Origin of the sequence: Hymenobacter aranciens, assembly GCF_030580865.1 — a bacterium.
GTDB lineage: Bacteria > Bacteroidota > Bacteroidia > Cytophagales > Hymenobacteraceae > Hymenobacter > Hymenobacter aranciens.
In genome coordinates this window covers 29365-46191 of sequence record NZ_JAUQSY010000009.1, presented here as the reverse complement: position 1 = coordinate 46191, position 16827 = coordinate 29365, and the positions used below count along the sequence as shown (strand labels likewise).

At 62.4% G+C, this 16827-nt stretch carries 20 protein-coding genes; 10 read left to right on the top strand and 10 right to left on the bottom strand.

Annotated features, from left to right (window positions below):
• Positions 1 to 12: 12 nt before the first annotated feature.
• On the bottom strand, positions 13 to 744 hold the full coding sequence (locus Q5H93_RS14315) for an alpha/beta fold hydrolase (protein ID WP_305007247.1): 732 nt from the start codon (positions 742 to 744) through the stop codon (positions 13 to 15).
• 86 nt (positions 745 to 830) lie between these two features.
• Here Q5H93_RS14315 and Q5H93_RS14310 point away from each other — a divergent pair, with 86 nt between their 5' ends.
• Together Q5H93_RS14310 and Q5H93_RS14305 are read left to right on the top strand one after the other, a co-directional pair.
• Positions 831 to 1508, top strand: coding sequence for a cytochrome b/b6 domain-containing protein (locus Q5H93_RS14310; RefSeq protein WP_305007246.1), 678 nt, complete (start codon positions 831 to 833; stop codon positions 1506 to 1508).
• 4 nt (positions 1509 to 1512) lie between these two features.
• Positions 1513 to 2283: a molybdopterin-dependent oxidoreductase gene (locus Q5H93_RS14305; RefSeq protein ID WP_305007244.1), complete on the top strand. Its 771-nt coding sequence runs from the start codon at positions 1513 to 1515 to the stop codon at positions 2281 to 2283.
• 71 nt (positions 2284 to 2354) lie between these two features.
• On the opposite strand, the gene Q5H93_RS14300 is transcribed toward Q5H93_RS14305, so the two are convergent.
• Positions 2355 to 2747, bottom strand: coding sequence for a hypothetical protein (locus Q5H93_RS14300; protein WP_305007243.1), 393 nt, complete (start codon positions 2745 to 2747; stop codon positions 2355 to 2357).
• A gap of 101 nt (positions 2748 to 2848) precedes the next feature.
• The gene (locus Q5H93_RS14295) at positions 2849 to 3007 is read right to left on the bottom strand and encodes a DUF2256 domain-containing protein (RefSeq protein WP_305007242.1); all 159 of its coding nucleotides are present in this window, start codon (positions 3005 to 3007) and stop codon (positions 2849 to 2851) included.
• A gap of 70 nt (positions 3008 to 3077) precedes the next feature.
• Between Q5H93_RS14295 and Q5H93_RS14290 the strand changes: the two genes are divergently transcribed.
• Entirely contained in the window at positions 3078 to 3809 is a 732-nt protein-coding gene (locus Q5H93_RS14290) for a class I SAM-dependent methyltransferase (protein ID WP_305007241.1), read from the top strand.
• Between the two features lie 160 nt (positions 3810 to 3969).
• On the top strand, positions 3970 to 4413 hold the full coding sequence (locus Q5H93_RS14285; RefSeq protein ID WP_305007240.1) for an acyl-CoA thioesterase: 444 nt from the start codon (positions 3970 to 3972) through the stop codon (positions 4411 to 4413).
• 162 nt (positions 4414 to 4575) lie between these two features.
• On the opposite strand, the gene Q5H93_RS14280 is transcribed toward Q5H93_RS14285, so the two are convergent.
• Positions 4576 to 5133: a DinB family protein gene (locus Q5H93_RS14280; RefSeq protein WP_305007239.1), complete on the bottom strand. Its 558-nt coding sequence runs from the start codon at positions 5131 to 5133 to the stop codon at positions 4576 to 4578.
• 51 nt (positions 5134 to 5184) lie between these two features.
• Here Q5H93_RS14280 and Q5H93_RS14275 point away from each other — a divergent pair, with 51 nt between their 5' ends.
• Positions 5185 to 6588: a hypothetical protein gene (locus Q5H93_RS14275; protein ID WP_305007238.1), complete on the top strand. Its 1404-nt coding sequence runs from the start codon at positions 5185 to 5187 to the stop codon at positions 6586 to 6588.
• Positions 6589 to 6672: 84 nt separating this feature from the next.
• Here the strand turns inward: Q5H93_RS14275 and Q5H93_RS14270 are convergent, their stop codons facing one another.
• The 5 genes from Q5H93_RS14270 to Q5H93_RS14250 all read right to left on the bottom strand — a co-directional run bounded on the left by Q5H93_RS14270 (position 6673) and on the right by Q5H93_RS14250 (position 12003).
• A complete protein-coding gene (locus Q5H93_RS14270) occupies positions 6673 to 7173 on the bottom strand; it encodes a YfbM family protein (protein WP_305007237.1) in 501 nt (166 codons plus the stop codon).
• Entirely contained in the window at positions 7174 to 7533 is a 360-nt protein-coding gene (locus Q5H93_RS14265; RefSeq protein WP_305007236.1) for a nuclear transport factor 2 family protein, read from the bottom strand. It lies immediately after the preceding gene.
• A 21-nt stretch (positions 7534 to 7554) separates the two neighbouring features.
• On the bottom strand, positions 7555 to 8586 hold the full coding sequence (locus Q5H93_RS14260) for an LLM class flavin-dependent oxidoreductase (protein WP_305007235.1): 1032 nt from the start codon (positions 8584 to 8586) through the stop codon (positions 7555 to 7557).
• A 198-nt stretch (positions 8587 to 8784) separates the two neighbouring features.
• Complete coding sequence (locus tag Q5H93_RS14255) at positions 8785 to 9768, bottom strand: pyruvate dehydrogenase complex E1 component subunit beta (protein ID WP_305007234.1); 984 nt, start codon at positions 9766 to 9768, stop codon at positions 8785 to 8787.
• A 420-nt stretch (positions 9769 to 10188) separates the two neighbouring features.
• Entirely contained in the window at positions 10189 to 12003 is a 1815-nt protein-coding gene (locus tag Q5H93_RS14250) for a tetratricopeptide repeat protein (RefSeq protein ID WP_305007233.1), read from the bottom strand.
• 151 nt (positions 12004 to 12154) lie between these two features.
• Here Q5H93_RS14250 and Q5H93_RS14245 point away from each other — a divergent pair, with 151 nt between their 5' ends.
• The 5 genes from Q5H93_RS14245 (at position 12155) to Q5H93_RS14225 (ending at position 15498) form a co-directional block, all read left to right on the top strand.
• Positions 12155 to 12373 (top strand): PspC domain-containing protein, encoded by a 219-nt coding sequence (locus Q5H93_RS14245; protein WP_305007232.1) that lies wholly within the window; start codon positions 12155 to 12157, stop codon positions 12371 to 12373.
• Positions 12374 to 12736: 363 nt separating this feature from the next.
• Complete coding sequence (locus Q5H93_RS14240) at positions 12737 to 13297, top strand: RNA polymerase sigma factor (protein ID WP_305007231.1); 561 nt, start codon at positions 12737 to 12739, stop codon at positions 13295 to 13297.
• A 5-nt stretch (positions 13298 to 13302) separates the two neighbouring features.
• Entirely contained in the window at positions 13303 to 14223 is a 921-nt protein-coding gene (locus Q5H93_RS14235; RefSeq protein WP_305007230.1) for an anti-sigma factor, read from the top strand.
• A 105-nt stretch (positions 14224 to 14328) separates the two neighbouring features.
• Positions 14329 to 14868 carry a heme NO-binding domain-containing protein gene (locus tag Q5H93_RS14230; protein ID WP_305007229.1) on the top strand — a complete coding sequence of 180 codons (540 nt, stop codon included), beginning with the start codon at positions 14329 to 14331 and terminating at the stop codon, positions 14866 to 14868.
• The gene (locus Q5H93_RS14225; protein WP_369811023.1) at positions 14869 to 15498 is read left to right on the top strand and encodes a TIGR04282 family arsenosugar biosynthesis glycosyltransferase; all 630 of its coding nucleotides are present in this window, start codon (positions 14869 to 14871) and stop codon (positions 15496 to 15498) included. It abuts the gene before it with no gap.
• Here Q5H93_RS14225 and Q5H93_RS14220 read toward each other — a convergent pair.
• On the bottom strand, positions 15475 to 16815 hold the full coding sequence (locus tag Q5H93_RS14220) for an MptA/MptB family glycosyltransferase (RefSeq protein WP_305007227.1): 1341 nt from the start codon (positions 16813 to 16815) through the stop codon (positions 15475 to 15477). The two genes, Q5H93_RS14225 and Q5H93_RS14220, sit on opposite strands and share 24 nt — an antisense overlap.
• Between the last annotated feature and the right edge of the window lie 12 nt (positions 16816 to 16827).

The window sequence follows — 16827 nt, the reverse complement described above, 5'->3', positions numbered from 1 at the left end:
CGCAAAATTAGCCTATGATGGCCACGCCCAGCCTAATGCCGCTACCACCGCGAGCGGCGCTTCGAGCGGCAATAAGTGCCCCGCGCCGGGCACCAGCTGCAGCATCGTACCGGGTGGTAGTAGCGGCAGCGTGGCCTGCCGCTGCGTGGCCGGGCTGATGGCGCGGTCGTGCTCGCCCACCAGCAGCTGGCAGGGCACGTCGAGCTTAGGCATAAGGGCACTGCTGTTTTCGCGGGAGCCGTGGTCGAGCCAGGCATTCCAGGCCGTTTGCGAGCTGCGGAGGTTGTCGGCAATGACCTGTCCGCGGAGGATTTCGGGCAGAGGCAGATTGGTGATGCTGGTAAAGGTTTTGGCAGCTTCTTCGGGCTTTCCGTAAGCGGCCCGCGCGGCCGCCCGGTCGGCGGCCGACATAGGCTCGGGCGTGGGTGGGGAGGGGGACAGCAACAACAGGCTGCGCAGACCGGCTGGCTGCCGGGCCGCCAGGGCCAGTGCGATTTTGCCGCCCATGCTGTGGCCCAGCAGTGTGTAGCTGGTCAGGCTGTTGCGTTGAATGTAGGCCGCTACCCAGTCAGCATACGCGGCCACGGAGTAGTCGAAATCCGGCGGCGCGGATTGGGTACCGAAACCGGGCAAATCGGGTGCCAGCAGCTGGGTATGTGCGGGCAGGGCGGCGCGCAGCCGGTCGAAGGCGCAGCCTGAGCCGGCCCAGTAATGCAGGGCCACGAAGGTGTGCGAAACAGGCACAGTGGGAGGGAGGAAGAAAACCGATGGCACGAATCAAATACGGGCCGGGCGGGTTTACGTACCTTGCTGCCTCACTAATTTTCGGTATGAAAAGACTTGTCGAGAAGCATCCGCTGGCCATCCGTTGGTTTCATTGGATAAATTTTCCAGTTCTCAGCCTCATGATTTGGAGCGGCTTATGGATTTACTGGGCCAATGACGTGTACCGCCTCGGCTGGGGCGATACCACGGTGCTCAAGTTCTTTCCCAAGTCGTTCTACGAGGCCTTCGACATTCCCTTTAAGCTGGCCAAGGGCATGGCCTGGCACTTCGTGCTCATGTGGGTGTTTTTCGTAAACGGCTTGCTGTATGTGCTCTACACCGCTTTTTCGGGCGAGTGGCGCTACCTGCTGCCCACCCGCCACTCGTGGCGCGAAGCGGTGCAGGTGACGCTGCACGACCTGGGCCTGCGCAAAGCAGCGCCGTCGGCGCGCAAGTACAACGGCGCCCAGCAGATTGCTTACTCGGCCGTCATCGTCATGGGCCTGGGCTCGCTATTGACGGGCCTGGCCATCTACAAACCCACGCAGCTGGCCTGGCTGACCACGCTGCTGGGCGGTTACGAGTCGGCGCGAATTATCCACTTCGTGCTCACTCTCGGGTACGTACTGTTTTTCGTGGTACATGTGGCGCAGGTGGTGCGGGCAGGCTGGAATAATTTTCGGAGTATGGTAGCTGGATTCGAGGTAGTAGATACTGCCGAGCCAGCTTCAAAGGCTAAGTAAAACAATGATGGAAAACGAGGAAACGCCCCAAAGGCCTGCCGCTTCTGATGCCGCTACCGAGGCCGAGGCCGTCCGCCGCTCGCGCCGGGCCTTCATCGGCTGGGGCCTGGCCGGGCTGGCGGGCCTGGGTGGCTGGGGCTGGCTGGTATCGCGCCCGCAGGAGGGCGGCATTCCCGGACCGTTGCGCCGGGTGCTGGAATTCAATGAGAACGTCAGCGGCGCGTATTTTAAAGAAACGCGGCTGGCACCGGAGTTTGCCCGCAGCCGGGCCACTACGCCCCGCGTCAACGGCAAGTATGGCCTGGAGGATGAACTGGACCCGGCCGCCTGGCGCCTGCGCGTGCAAAGCATTGATGGGCAAGCGCGGGAGTTTACGCTGGCCGACGTGCAGGCCCTGCCCAAAATTGAAATGGTGACCGAACTCAAGTGCATCGAGGGCTGGAGCGTCATCGTGCATTGGGCGGGTGCCCGAATGGCCGATTTTCTCAGCCATTACCAGCTGCCAGCCGCCGTGCCTTATCTGTTATTGCAGACCCCCAACGAGAAATATTACGTGGGCCTTGACCTGAAAAGCGCCCTGCACCCCCAAACCCTGCTCTGCTACGAAATGAATGGACGCCGGCTGACGCCTGCCCACGGCGCGCCATTGCGGCTAGTTACGCCGCTCAAGTACGGTATCAAGCATCTTAAGCGACTGGGTAGCATTGCTTTCACGACCGAGCGCCCCAAGGACTTCTGGGCCGAGCGCGGCTACGACTGGGACTCGGGACACTGATTGCAATGAGCAATTGATAATGAGCAATTAGTAATGATGTTCTTGACAGTCATTGTCAATTGCTCATTGACTTAATGCACCACCCGCACTTGGTAGTGTTCGGCGGTATCGGCGGTGGCGGGTACGTGCCAGGCGCCGATGCGGCTGGGGCCGTAGCCGAGGTTGATTTTCACCCACTCGTCGCGGGCGGGGAGCAGGGCCAGTAGCTCGGTGTGCAGGGCGTGAAGTTCGTCGCGGGCGTTTTGCAGGCGTTGGATGAGCTCGTCGTGTGGCTGGTCGAAGCTGCCGGCGGGCGGGCGCTGTTCAAACTGTGTGGCGGCTTGGGCCTCTTGGTTTTGGCGGGCGGGCTCGTTGTGCAGGTTAATTTCGGCCAGGCGCAGAGCGGCTTCGGCATCTACGTAAGCCTGAGCTTTTTCTTCAAGGGGCTGAAGGCTGGGCGAGAGGTAATCGAGGTTGGAGGCCATGAGCGAAAAAAGGAAATTAGGGTAATTGCTTAACGAGGAAAATGGGGCGGGGGATGCGCCGGGGCCGGTCGGTTTATGTAGCGCGAACTTTGGAGTTCGCGCTACTGCTCAGCCTCACCGGGCTTATTACGCCGGCATTTTTCGCTACAGTATTTGACGTCGTTCCAGCAGTCGCGCCACTTCTTGCGCCACTCGAAAGGGCGCCCGCAGGTGCGACAGATTTTGGTGGGCAGCTGGCCTTTGCGTGGGGAGGTAGGCATCGGGCCAAACTAACGCAGGCGCCGGGCGGTAAGTTATGGGTAATTTTCGCCTTCCATTAGCTCCCCGCCCATGCCCACCACCGCGCCCGACATCCTCGGCCAGGCCCTGCTCGACTACCACCACGGCCGCGCCGAGGCCACCCTCACCGTGCACTGCAGCGCCGCCGAGGACGAGCCCCTGCCCGCCAGCTACCTTTTCCGCACCCTCCTGCAGATGCCCGAGCTTGAGCGCCAGGCTCTCGACGAGTGCCGCGGTCGCGTGCTCGACATCGGGGCCGGGGCCGGGGCCCACGCGCTGGAGCTGCAAAGCCGGGGCTTCATGGTGAAGGCGGTGGATATTTCGGCTGGGGCCGTGCAGGTGATGAGCGAGCGCGGCGTGCAGCACGCCGCTCAGCACCGCCTGATGGACCCGCGCCCCGCCACCGAGCCGCCCTACGATACCATCCTGCTACTCATGAATGGCCTGGGTCTGGCCGGCACCCTCGAAGGCTTGGATAAAATGCTGGCCCACGCCCGCACCCTGCTGGCCCCCGACGGCCAGATTCTGGCCACGTCCTCCGACATCCGCTACCTCTACGAAGACGAGGACGGCGCCCTGCTCATCAACCTCAACGGGCCCTACTACGGCGAGGTGGAGTACCGTTTCAGCTACGACGGCCGCACCGGCGAACCCTTCCCCTGGCTGTTTATCGATGCCGCGCTGCTGGCCGATGCGGCGGAGGCCGCCGGGTACACGGCTGAGTTTCTGGGTGAGGATGAGCAGGAGCAGTACCTGGTGCGGCTGATGCCGGCGGGCGGTTGAGAAAAGAAAAACGTCATCCTGAAAGCGCAGCGAAAGGACCTCGCCCGTGCCGATAGTAGCAGTAATCCCAATCGTTTATATCCCTGTAAGGTTACCATTCTACCGGTGCGGGCGAGGTCCTTTCGCTGCGCTCAGGATGATATCCTTTTTTTTGTTCTACATGTCCCAATCAAGCCAAACCGCCGTCACCTACCGCACCCGCTGGGCCGAAATGGACCCCAACGGCCACATGCGCCACTCGGCCTATACCGACTTTGCCGCCGATGCCCGCATCACTTTCCTGGCCGCCGCCGGCTTCGATTTGCGCCGCTTCGCCGAGCTGCGCCTCGGTCCCATCCTGTTTCGCGAAGAAACCCGCTTTCTGAAAGAATTGCACCTGGGTGAGGAAATCAAAGTAGACGCCCGCCTGGCCCAGCTCAACGCCGACGGCTCGCGCTGGAGCATCGTGCACGGCATCTACAAGGAAGACGGCCGCCTGGCCGCCACCGTCACCGTCGATGGCGCCTGGCTCGACCTCGACCGCCGCAAGCTCACCGTGCCCCCGGCCGAATTGACGGAGATGATGCGCGGGCTGGAGCCGTACGTGGCACCGGAGGGCAAATAGCACGTTATCCTGAGCGCAGCGAAAGGACCTCGTCCGCTTTGTTGGAGTAGTAACTTTAATCGTCCAAACGAAAAGAAATTACTACCACAACGAAGCGGGCGAGGTCCTTTCGCTGCGCTCAGGATGACGGTCTTTTTTCTTCGTTCTGTTTACACTGTTCTGCTACGCCGCCATCGTGCCCGGCCGCAGGGCCCTCGTGATGCGTCCCACCTGCTGCTGGTGGTGCAGTACATGGTCGAGCAGCAGTCCCATCACCTGGTAAATAGTAATGCGCCCCGCCCGGGGCTGCGGGAAAACTGCCCGGTTGAGCAGCTTGCCTGGGAAGGCATTGAGCAGGCGTTCGAGCTGGCGGCGCGTGGCTTCCCAGGTGGCGCGCAGCTCGGGCAGGGGCGGCAGGTTGCCGGCGTCGGTGAGGGTGCCCACGCCGCGCGGGGCCTTGTATTTGAGGCCCGGCAGCCGCAGCATCAGGCGCACGAAGCGCGATTTCAGGCGGGTGAGTAAGTCCATTTTCGGCAGGGCCTCGTCGGCCGCCAGCTTCTTCTCGATGTAGGTTACAATGTTGCCCTCCACCAGCAGTAGATGGTGCACCACCTGTGCCGCCGACCACTGGCCGGGGCTGGGTTGGCGGTCGGCCTCGGCCCCCAGGGCCTCTACCGAGGCTAGCAGGCGGGCAGTAGCGCGGTCGAGCTGCTCGAAGCTCAGGTGCAGGCGGTGGTTCATGGGCGGGTGGGGTGCGAAGTGTAGCTTTGGGCAAAAGGTACGCAAAAAGCCATGCAGCAGGTCACCGTTCGGGAAATACTACGCCGCTACGGGCGCCGGCACCGTTGGCTGCTCGGGCGGCTGCTGCTCTCGTTGCTGCTTTACGCCGCGTACCTGCCCCTCAGCGGCTACCAGCCCGCCGACCTGCGCTTCGACGCCGGCCAATACTGGGAATTGGGCCTGAAATTCTTCCGCGACGGCCACTTTTCGCTGCTTAATTACGACGAGCCCCTGCGCGGCTACCTCGGCCCACTGCTGTTGCAGCCGGGGCGGCTGCTCACCCACCTGCTGCACTGGCCGGCGCTCTACGGCGCGCGGGTGCTGGGCGCGGGCTGGGCGGCGCTGCTCTTCGGCCTGGCTCTGCCCGAAACCTGGCAATGGCTGAGCGGCCGGCGCCTCTCGCAGCCACGCTGGCTGCTGCTGCTGGGGGGCACGTTTATTTTTTGGCGCGACTACTTCAACTTCCCGCTCAGCGACGTGCCGGCCCTCACACTGCTGCTGCTGGGGCTGGCGGCCTTGCGCCGGGCGGGCTGGGGCTGGGCGCTGGCGGCGGGTGTGTGCCTGGCCGGGGCTATCAATCTGCGGCCCATCTACCTGGCGGCGCTGCCGGGCGTGCTGCTTTTGCTGGCCCTGCAGCAGCCCCGCGCCGGGCAACTGGCCGCCCTACTGATGGGCGCGGCGCTGGTGCTCACCCCCCAGTTTTTGATAAACCAGCACCACTTCGGCCGGCCCACGCCACTGGTGCTGGCCGCCCCCGGCCCCGCCGCCCGCCCGCTCTACCTGCGCCAGCTGCTGTGGGGCACCAGCATCCAGCGCTTCGAAACCAGCTTGATTCCGGCCTACCCCCGCACGCTCATTTTTGCTGATTCGGCCGGGGCGCGGGCGCTGGCCGCGGCGCCGCCCATCAGCAGCTACGGGCAGTTTATGGCCTTTGCCAGCCAGCAGCCGCTGGCCGTGGTCGGGCGCAGCCTGCGCCACTTGTTCAACGGCCTCGACCTGTGGTTTCCGACGCCCTACCCGCGCCAGCTGTACCCGAACGGTCAGGAAGCTCTGCGCCTGCTGAATTATATGCTACTAGGCGGCGGCGCGGCGCTGCTGCTGGCGGCGGGCGGGCGGGCGCTCCGCCGGCGGCCCCGGCCCACCCTCGCGGCCCCGGCGGCCGGGCTGCTGGCACTGCTGCTGCCGGTGCTGCTGACGCTGCCTACGGCCGTGGAATGCCGCTTCCTGCTGCCGCTGCATCTGCTGCTGCTGCTGGGCGTGGCGGGGCTGGCCGGGCCAGGGGCGTTGCCCCGCCAGTGGCTGGGGCGGCTGGTGGCGGCCCTGCTGTTGCTGGGGTGGCTGGGAGCGTGCTGGCAACTCTCGGCCGCCACGGCGGGGCAGCTGCTGCCACCCGGCACCGCGGTGCCGGAGTACTAACTCAAACTACCAACGTGGCGCCGCTTCGCGGCTACGCCGCTAGTTTGAGTTAGTACGCCGAACAGCTGTGGCGTGATTTGTTGCTTAACTCAAAAACGTAATCATGCCCTCGCCCCGCTGCGCGGCCTCGGCGTAGTGCTCCTGCACCGTCTCAAAGCCGCCCATTACGTACTCAAACGCCTCGTCGCCCTCGTCCCAGATGCCCGGGTAAACGTCCAGCTCCGTCATCTTCGCCGGGTCGAAGCGTTGCTTCAGCCTGGCCACCGTGAGCGCCGCCAGCTGCGGCTGCAGCTCGGCCACCTCCTCGGGCCGCAGGAAGTGCGCCGGGCCATAGCCCAGGTCCTGCTCCGCATCGATGAGCTGCCCGCTGAACAGCACGCGGGCCAGCGGGTGCTGGTGCCCTCCCTGGCTCAGGGCATCGCCGGTCAGCAGGAAAATGATGCCGTCCCAGGTTTTGTCGATATCGGTCAGCGCCCGGTCGGTGCCGGAGTCCTGGTAAAGGCGGGTTTCCAGCTGGGCGCTGTCCGCCAGGTAGGTTTGCAGCTCCGCGTCGGTCACGCGGAGCAGGTTGCCAATCATGCTCATTTAAACGGCTGCTAAGGGTTTGATGACAAAAGCCGTCAGCGCGGCCATTTTACCGGCGCGAAAACGCCAGACGTCACAATACTCAAAATCAGTGGTCCCGCCGCCTTCTTCCGGCAGCGTAATGGTGCCAAGGGCCGTCACGAAATCAGCCTCAGCAATGAGGTGCCGGACCTGAAAAACGGGCGGCGTTTTATAGGCCGTGGCCATCCACTGGCGCACGGCCGCTTTGCCCCGCAGCGTTTGCTCGCCCACAAAGGTCCATTCCGTGTCATCAGTGCAGTGCATTAAGAAGCCTTCGTGGTCGCCCGCCGTAATGGCGCCATTGGCTTTTTGCAGAATCGTTTTGTTGCTGTCGGGCATGAGAAAAAGAGTTGCTGTTGCTTAAACGGCCAGCTGTTCCACCGGCTTGGGCAGGCCGCGCAGTACTTCGGCCAGCACCTCATACGAGTGCACCCGCGCCTCGTGGCTGAAAACGTTGGTCACGGCCATCAGCTCATCGGCCTGCGTGAGCTCCAGGAACTGCTGCAGCTCGTGAGCCAGCGTAGCCGGGCCGCCGATGAAGGAGTAGGCCAGCATCTGCTCCACGTACTGCTGCTGGGCATAGTCCCAGAGGCCGTCCATGCTGTCCACGGGCGGGGGCAGGGGGGCGGGCTTGCCCTTCACCACGCCCAGCATGAACTGTTTGAGCGAGGTCGAGAGGTGCTCGGCCTGGGCGTCGGTGTCGGCGCCCACCACGTTCACGCAGGCCAGCACGTAGGGCTCGGCCAGGGTAGCGGAGGGGCGGAAATTGCGGCGGTAGATGTCGAGCGCGGGCAGCAGCTGGCCGGGCGCGAAGTGGCTGGCAAAGGCGTAGGGCAAACCCAGCGAGGCGGCCAGGTGGGCGCTGTCGGTACTGGAGCCGAGTATCCAGATGGGTACCTCCAGGCCCTCGCCGGGGATGGCGCGCACGATGCTGGAGCTGTTGTCGCTGGAAAAGTAGGCTTGCAGCTGCTGGATATCGCGCGGAAAATCGTGCGGATTGCCGAAGCGCCCGCCGCGGATGGCGGCGGCCGTGGCCTGGTCGGTGCCGGGGGCGCGGCCCAGGCCCAGGTCGATGCGGCCGGGGTAGAGCGAGGCCAGCGTGCCCAGCTGCTCGGCCACCACCAGCGGGGCGTGGTTGGGCAGCATGATGCCGCCCGAGCCTACCCGCAAGGTGCTGGTGCCGCCCGCGATGTAGCCGATGAGCACCACCGGGGCGGCGCTGGCCACGCTCACCATGTTGTGGTGCTCGGACAGCCAGTAGCGGGTATAGCCTAATTTTTCAACGTGTTGGGCGAGGTCGAGGCTTTTGCGGAAGGTATCGGCGGGGGTGGTGCCGGCGGCGATGGGGGCGAGGTCGAGGACGGAGAAGGTGACGGGGGAGGTGGCAGGCATGGAAGTAAGGTCAGAATGGAAGACCTGTACAACCGCGCCGGGCGCGAATTGATTAGAACGAGTGGTAGTACGAATTCCCCGCAGGGGTTCGTACTACCACTCTGACGCTGAACAAGCGGCTTTAACGACAAAGTGGTAGTACGAACCCCTGCGGGGAATTCGTACTACCACTCGTTCTTGTAACGCTCAGCGAAAAACTTACGCCTTGGCGTAGGTCACTTCCTTCACCGCTTTCACCACGCGGGCCACGTTGGGCAGCGAGGCTTCGATGAGGGTGGGGGCGTAGGGCAGGGGCACGTCGGCGCAGGTGATGCGGATGACGGGCGCGTCGAGGTGGTCGAAGGCGCGGCGCTGCACCATGTAGGCAATTTCGCCCGAGATGCTGGCCAGGGGCCAGGCTTCCTCCACCACCACGAGGCGGTTGGTTTTCTTGATGGAGTTGATGATGGCGTCGTAGTCGATGGGGCGAACCGAGCGCAGGTCGATGATTTCGGCCTGCACGCCGTCTTTGGCCAGCTCGTCGGCGGCCGCGATGGCCACTTTCATCATCTTGCCGAAGCTCACGATGGTCACGTCCTTGCCCTCGCGCACGAGGTTGGCCTTGCCGATTTCGAGGATGTATTCTTCTTCGGGCACTTCGCCCTTGTCGCCGTACATGAGCTCCGATTCCATGAAAATCACGGGGTCGGGGTCGCGGATGGCGGCTTTGAGCAGGCCCTTGGCGTCGTAGGGGTTCGAGGGTACTACTACTTTCAGGCCGGGGGTGTTGGCGTACCAGTTCTCGAAGTTTTGGGAGTGCTGCGAGGAGAGCATGCCGGCATTACCCGTCGGGCCGCGGAACACGATGGGGCAGGAGTACTGCCCGCCCGACATCGAATACACCTTGGCGGCCGAGTTGATAACCTGGTCGATGGCGACCAGCGAGAAGTTGAAGGTCATGAACTCGATGATGGGCCGCAGCTCGTTCATGGCCGCGCCCACGCCGATGCCGGCAAAGCCCAGCTCGGCGATGGGCGTGTCAATCACGCGGTCGGCGCCGAACTCGTCGAGCATGCCCTGACTCACCTTGTAAGCGCCGTTGTATTGGGCCACTTCTTCGCCCATCAGGAATACCTTGGGGTCGCGGCGCATTTCTTCGCTCATGGCCTCACGCAAGGCTTCGCGGAATTGGATGGTACGCATCAATGCTAACTAGTGTAAAAGAATGCCGGGGCACACACGCCTCCGGCCGCGCCCCAAAGTTACACCAGCGCCGCGCCGTGGGCAAATGGCGGTTTGGCGTCCGGCGCGGGAAAACAGCATCCGGAGTGCGGGGTGAGCGTCCGGTGAGAAAAACAGCGTCCGGTGGGCGGAATTTTTGTCCGGTGGAAAAAAACGGCGTCCGGTGGCGGGAAAATGACGTCCGGAAATTGAAAACAGCGTCCGGTGGACAAAAACAGCGTTCCGAAGCTGGAAAACACCGTCCGGCGCGGGTGAAACAGCGTCCGGTGAGGAAAAACAGCGAGTTGGTTCGTTTGGACAGCGTCCGGAGCGGTTGGAAGTAGCGCGGACTTTGTAGTCCGCGAGTACAAACGTTCTGACTCGCGGACTACAAAGTCCGCGCTACTTCAGCGCCTCTCGGAACGTCTTGCTCTGCGCGTAGTCCTGAAACTCCAAATCCTCTACGGCGCGCTGGGCGTAGCTGCGGTCGAGGGCCACGGCTTGGCGCAGTAAGTCGCCGAGCGCGGCTTCGTTCTTTTGGCGGGCGGCCACCACGGCCTGGCCGTAGATGGGCGCGGCGGCCGTAGGGCGCAGCTGCTGGGCGGCTTTGTAGGCGTCGGCGGCCGCGTCGTAGCCGCCCTTGAGCACGTAGATGAGGGCGGTATTCAGGTAGTTCTGGTAGGAGAGGCCGGCGTAGTGCAGGCTGCGCAGGGCGTCGTCGGGCTGGCCGGCTTCGATTTCCAGGGCCGCTTTATCCGAAAAAACCTTGCGCAGCAGCGGGCGCGAGCCGCCCAGCTTGATGGCGTAGTCGTAGCCCTGCAGGGCTTCGAGCCGGTCGCCGGCGCGGTGGTAGGCAGTGGCCGCGTAGTAGAATTCCTCGGCCGTGGGGTGGCGGTGGGCGGCCAGGGTAAAGTTGACCCCGGCGCGGCGCAGGTAGGCGCGGCGCACCGAGGGGCTGGACTCTTTTTCACCGCGCTGCAGCAGTACCACGCCCAGGTTGTGAAAGGCCTCCCAGTTGCCCGATTCAGCAATGGCAGCTTCGTAGATGCGCTGCTTTTCGGCCAGCAGCGGCGTGAGGGTGGCCGAGTAGCGCAGCTCCTCGGGCGTGAGGGCGTCGGCCTCGAGCTGCTTTTCGACAATCTTTTTCGAGAGCAGGTATATTTCCGAGTCGTAGCGGTCGGGGGCGGTATAGGTGACGGCCACCGTGCCAAAGCGTAGCACGGGGTACACGTAGTCGTGGATGTAATCGAAGTACGAAAGCGTGTGCAGGGCTTTTTCTTTGTCTTCGTAGCTGCCCCGGGTGTCGTTGATAATGGTCACCACCGAGTCCATCTGCTCGGGCTTGAGGGCCGAGGTCATCACCTTGCTCAGGAAAATATCCCAGCGCCGCCGGTAAGCCAGGGTGTCGAAGGTAATTTTATCGACCTTATTAAGGTAGGAGAACATGCGCACCCGTTCCTTATAATGATGTAGCAGCGACAGCACTCGCTTGCTGGCCAGCGAGGGCAGGGCCAGGTCGGCCGAGTCGGGCGAGTGGCCGGCCACAATCAGCACCTTGCGGGTGCGCTGGTTGGCGTCGATGAGGTCTTCGAGCGCGGCAATGTTGGTGCCCAGGCCGCTGCGGATGTACCAGGTGCCCTCGTCGAAGAAAAACGGCAGCACCCGCGTGCCGCTGGTGCGGTGGCTGGCCGACTCGGGCAGCAACGTCAGGGTGGTGTCTTCGCGGGTCACGAGGCGGGCGGGGTCGGCCACGCCGCGGGCCACCAGCACGTCGGCTGGCGCTTGCAGCACGCGGCCGTTGCGCTTGAGTTCGCGCACCTGCGGGCGGGCCAGCAGCTCGCCGGCGCCGCGGGCCGGGGTGTTGGCGAAGCTGAAGCTTTTGTGCGCCACCAGCACCTGCCCCTTGCTGGAATCGGCGTACACGAACTCGCCCGGCACGAAGCTAAGGCGGCCCAGGGTGTCTTCGCGCAAGCCGTGGTCGTAGCGGTAGCGCAGCAGCAACTCGTAGGCCACCTTTTTATGCAGGTGCTTGGCGGGCGTTTGGGCCGTCACCTCGAAGGGTACGCTTTCGCCCACCGCCAGCAGGGGCGTGGGCGTGGCGCTCACGCGGCGGCCGGCTTCGGCCTGCTTCAGCACCCGGGGCAGGGGGCTGCAGGCCGCGAGGGCCAGCAGCCCGGCGCCGGCCAGTAGCCCCCATTTTCTTTTTATTAAACGCAACGGTAGCAACTTAATTTTAGCCTGCAAACGTAAAAAACACCGCAACGGCTGGCTGCGGCCGCACGAAAGTAGGCAGCGCAGCTTGCGTTGGCCCGCCGGCCGGTTGTATCTTTAGCCCATTCCCACGCTCGCGTCCTTACCTTTACGCCCCATGAAACGCCTCACCGACTTCCTCGAAACGCAGTCATTCGGCTTGTGCTCGGCCCTGGGCCAGCGCTGGGGCTTCAGCACGCGCAGCGTGCGGCTGTCGTTTGTGTACGTGTCGTTTTTCACCTTCGGCTCGCCCATCGTGCTCTATTTCGCCGGAGTATTTTGGATGAACGTGCGCCACGCCATGCGCGAGCAGCGTAGTTCGGTGTGGGATTTGTAAAAGAATAGCCAATCAGCCGCAAAGCGGCGTCACGTTGGTAGTCAACTAATCAGAGCCGCAAAGCGGCGGCACCTAACGTTAGGTGCCGCCGCTTTGCGGCTCTGATATTCACGGCCCCTTCTCAGGCTACCAATGTGGCGCCGCTTCGCGGCTTGCTTATCACGCTGGGGTTCATCAAAGGACTGTTTCCAGAAGCCCGGGGTTTATAACAACCATCATATTGCGGGGCTGAAATCGCGCTGCCCACATTAAACCGCCATTAAACCGTAGGTCGGCGCATCTTATGTAGGAGGGATGGCGTATTTTCGCCACCGTATGGCAGCCAGTCCCGGCTGCTGTCACTTCCACCTATCCGGTATTCCCGTGTCCGATTCTCCCCCAATCTCGCTGCCCTCGGCGGCCGAGGAAGCACTTGTCGAGCGTTTGCGCGCCCGCGACGAAGCGGCTATGACCGAGTTCTACGACCGCTACGCGGCCGCCCTCTACGGCGTCATCTTCCGCATCGTGAAAGCCGAAGACGAAGCCGAAGACGTGCTCCAGGAAGCAATGGTCAAAATCTGGCACGCTTTCGCCAGCTACGACGCCAGCAAAGGCCGTCTATTTACCTGGGTGGTTAATATTTGCCGCAATTTGTCGATTGACAAAATCCGCTCGCGCCAGCACCGCGTAGGTAGTCGCACAATGGGGCTGGATGACAGCTTGACGGCTCAACGCCAAGCCGCTCCGGCGACCTTCCGCCCCGAACACATCGGCCTGCAGGAAATCACCCAAACCCTCATTCCCGAGCAGCGCCAGATTATTGATTTGCTCTATTTCGAAGGCTACACCCAAAGTGAAGTCGCCGAAGAACTCGACCTACCCTTGGGCACGGTGAAAACCCGCGCCCGCACCGCCATCAAGCTATTAAGCAAACTGATTCGCTAATTAACGTGCAAGACATCCAAGCTTATATCGAATCCGGCATCCTGGAGCTCTATGCTTTAGGTGACCTCAGCTCCGCCGAGCGCGCCGAGGTGGAAGCCCAGGCGGCCCGCCATCCGGCGGTGCGCCAGGAGCTTACACAGGTGCAGGCCGCCCTGGGGCTCTACGCCGAAGCCCACGCCATCACGCCCCCGGCTGGCATGCGCGAGCGCGTGCTGGGCCACGTGCTGGCCAATCTGAACTCCCCGGTGGCTGAAACTCCGGCCACACCCGCTTCCCGACCCGCTACCAGTAGTCTCCGCGCCGACGTGGATGAGCTGGTGCAATCCCGTCACGCTGAAACTACTACCAGCACGCCCGTGCTCCCGCTCAACGCGCCCGAACCAGTAGCCCCTGCGCGCTCCTCCGGCTGGGCTATTGCCGCCTCGGTGGCGCTGCTGCTGAGTCTGGTAGGTAACGCGCTGCTCTACAACAACTGGCAGCAGGCCAACGGCGAGCTCGTGGCCCTGCAAAACGACAACGCCCGCATCGCCGCCGCCACCCAGGCCAACTACCGCCAGCAACTCGGCGCCATGCAGGAGCAAAACGCCATCCTGCGCAACGACGAATTCCGCGCCGTGGCCTTGGCCGGCACCAAAGCGGCCCCCGCCGCCAAGGCCCGCGTGCTTTACAACCTCGCCACCAAAGCGGTGTACGTGGACGTGAAGAACCTGCCCGCCCTGCCCGCCGACAAGCAGTACCAGCTCTGGGCCCTCGACAACGGCAAGCCCGTGGATGCCGGCACTTTGGCCGTGGGCACCGCCGCCGGCGACAGCCTGCAGCACATGAAGGACATCGCCAGCGCCCAGGCTTTTGCCATGACGGTAGAGCCCGCCGGTGGCAGCGTTAATCCCACGCTTAGCACGATGACGGTGATGGGCGCCATTTAGAATCAACTAGTAATGAGCAATGGGCAATGAACAATTGGCCGGGTAGAAGCTTTACTTTTGCCCGGCCAATTGTTCATTGCCCATTGCTCATTACTGATTGACATTATGCACGGTACGATTTTCTCGCTCTTAAAACGCTACGTGCAAACGCAGTACGACCACAGCACCTGGGTGCAGCTGACGGAGCTGGCGGGCATCAGCAGCCTTGATTTCAACAGCAAAACGGTGTACCCCGACGAGCACATGTACGCCCTAATTGGCTACGCCGCTCAGCAAACCGGCATCCCGGCGGGCGAATTGCACGAGAAATTTGGCGAGTACCTCGTGCCCGATTTGCTCTATATGTACCAGAAACTGATGCGCCCCGAGTGGAAGACGCTGGAAATGCTGGAGCACACCGAAGCCGTGATGCACACCCACGTGCGCCGCGAGCACACCGAAAACGCGCCGCCGGTGCTTGACGTGAAGCGCGTTAGCGAAAACGAAGTCATTATTGACTACGTCTCGCCGCGCCGGATGGGCGGGCTGGCCGTGGGCATCGTGCGCGGCCTGGCCACGTACTTCGACGAAGCCGACCGCATCGATGTACAGCCCACTACCAGCGAAGATGGCGAGCGGGTGCAGATTCGGGTGCGGCGCAATTAAGTGTTTGGTGACGTGACTAAATTAAGCAATGGCCTGAGTAGGCACCTGATCATTTTTGCCCGCCAGCCCGTGCTGGGGCGGGTAAAAACCCGCCTGGCGGCCGACATCGGCGACACGGCCGCGCTGGCGGTGTACCGCGAGCTGTTAACTATCACGGCCACCGCGGTGGGAGCGGCTGGCATTCCCGCCACCGTGTGGCTGGCCGATGCACCGGATTTGCCCACGGCTGAACTGCCGGAATGGCCCGGCCTGCCCTGGCTGCTGCAGCCGGCCGGCGACCTGGGGCACCGTATGGCTGCCGCTTTTGCCACCGCTTTTGTGGCTGGAGCGTCCGCCGTCGCCATTATCGGTACCGACTGTCCGGGGCTGCGGGCTGCGCATCTGGAACAGGCTTTTGAACTGCTCCAGCACCATGATATAGTGCTGGGACCAGCCACAGATGGTGGGTATTACTTGTTGGCAATGAAAGAGCTGCATATGTTACTGTTTGCCAATAAAGAATGGAGCACGGCTACCGTGCGGGCCGCTACCCTAGCCGATGCGGCGCGGCTGGGTTTGCGCGTAGCGCTGCTGCCACAACTGGCCGACGTTGATACGGTGGCTGATTTACGGGCGTGGCGCGGGGAGTGAAGCGTTGGCAAGGCGGGTAGAAAATAACTCGTAGCCCAGCCAGGCTAGCGTAACGGCATATTCCAAGCTCACCAAGCCCAGGTTTTCGGTGTAAACGGCATCTCGGTAAGCCGCATAGGATAGAATGGCCATCCCGCCCCACACCAGCGGGTAGCGAAAGCGGGTGAAAACACTCACGGCAATCAGCGGCGTGATATACCACGGGTGCACGGTGGTGGCGCACAGATAATAAACGCTTAGAATAAGCAGCAGACTAACGGCAAGTCCGGCTAGTGACCTGCGCTGTAGCCAGACTGCTGTGAGCACCGTGAGTGCCGAAACCAGCGCCAGCCCCGGGCCAATAATAGCAATTTCATTGTAGCCGCTGAGGCGGAAACCAACGGCGCGCAGCAAATAATACAGGCTGGCGTTGAACTCGAAACGGTGAAAATAAAGCCGGAGGCTGTTGCTGATATTGCCAATTAATTCGGTGGAAGCAAAGGGGAGAAACAATAGAACAAGGGAAGCACTGAAAGCGCCCAGGTAAATAATAAACTGACGCCAGCCCAGCCGTTTAATTAATAATGGCAACACAACTACTGGCAGTAATTTGGTGGCAACTGCCAATGCCAGTGCTAATGCAGACCGGTGAGTTTTTTGCCGGGCTAATAGCCACGCAGCTAACAGAACAAGTGCAATGACCAATACTTCAAAATGCAGGTTGCCAACAAGCTCGATAATAACCAGCGGGTGCAATAGATAGTATAGCGCTAGTTTGCGCGGCTGCTTCAGTAGCTCCAGCAGTTGCAGTAGTAGCCAGGCCGAAGCGCATTCGGCAGCTAGCAAAATCAGCCTTAGAGCGATGATAAAACCGATTTCAGAAGCGGGAAATAATTTAGCTGCTGCGCCAAAAATAAATTGGCAAACGGGTGGGTAAACGGAATAATAATCAGGCGAATTTAGTCGGGGAAATAGGTGGGCCAGCGTCGGCTGAAGCCCGGGTTTAAGGGCAACAGCAGGAGCTATTTCCGTTGGGCGAAACTGAAAAGGGTTGATGCCATTAGCAACCAGCAGCCCATCCCAGCGAAAGCGGTAAAAATCATCGGATAGTGCGGGCGTGGCAGGCAGCCACAACAGGCGCAGCAGCAGGGCCAGCCCCAGGCCTCGTTGCCAGGAAATACCACTTCGCAACAGCACCACATAGCTCACCAGCGCTACCCCGAACAGCAGTACCAACTGCAGAAAATCAGCCCGTGGAGTAACGTAAGCCAACACCAGATATGCCAGCCCGGATAGCGCCGCCGCACTCCCTGTAATAACCTGGGGCCGAGGCTTCATTGATTAGCCAAA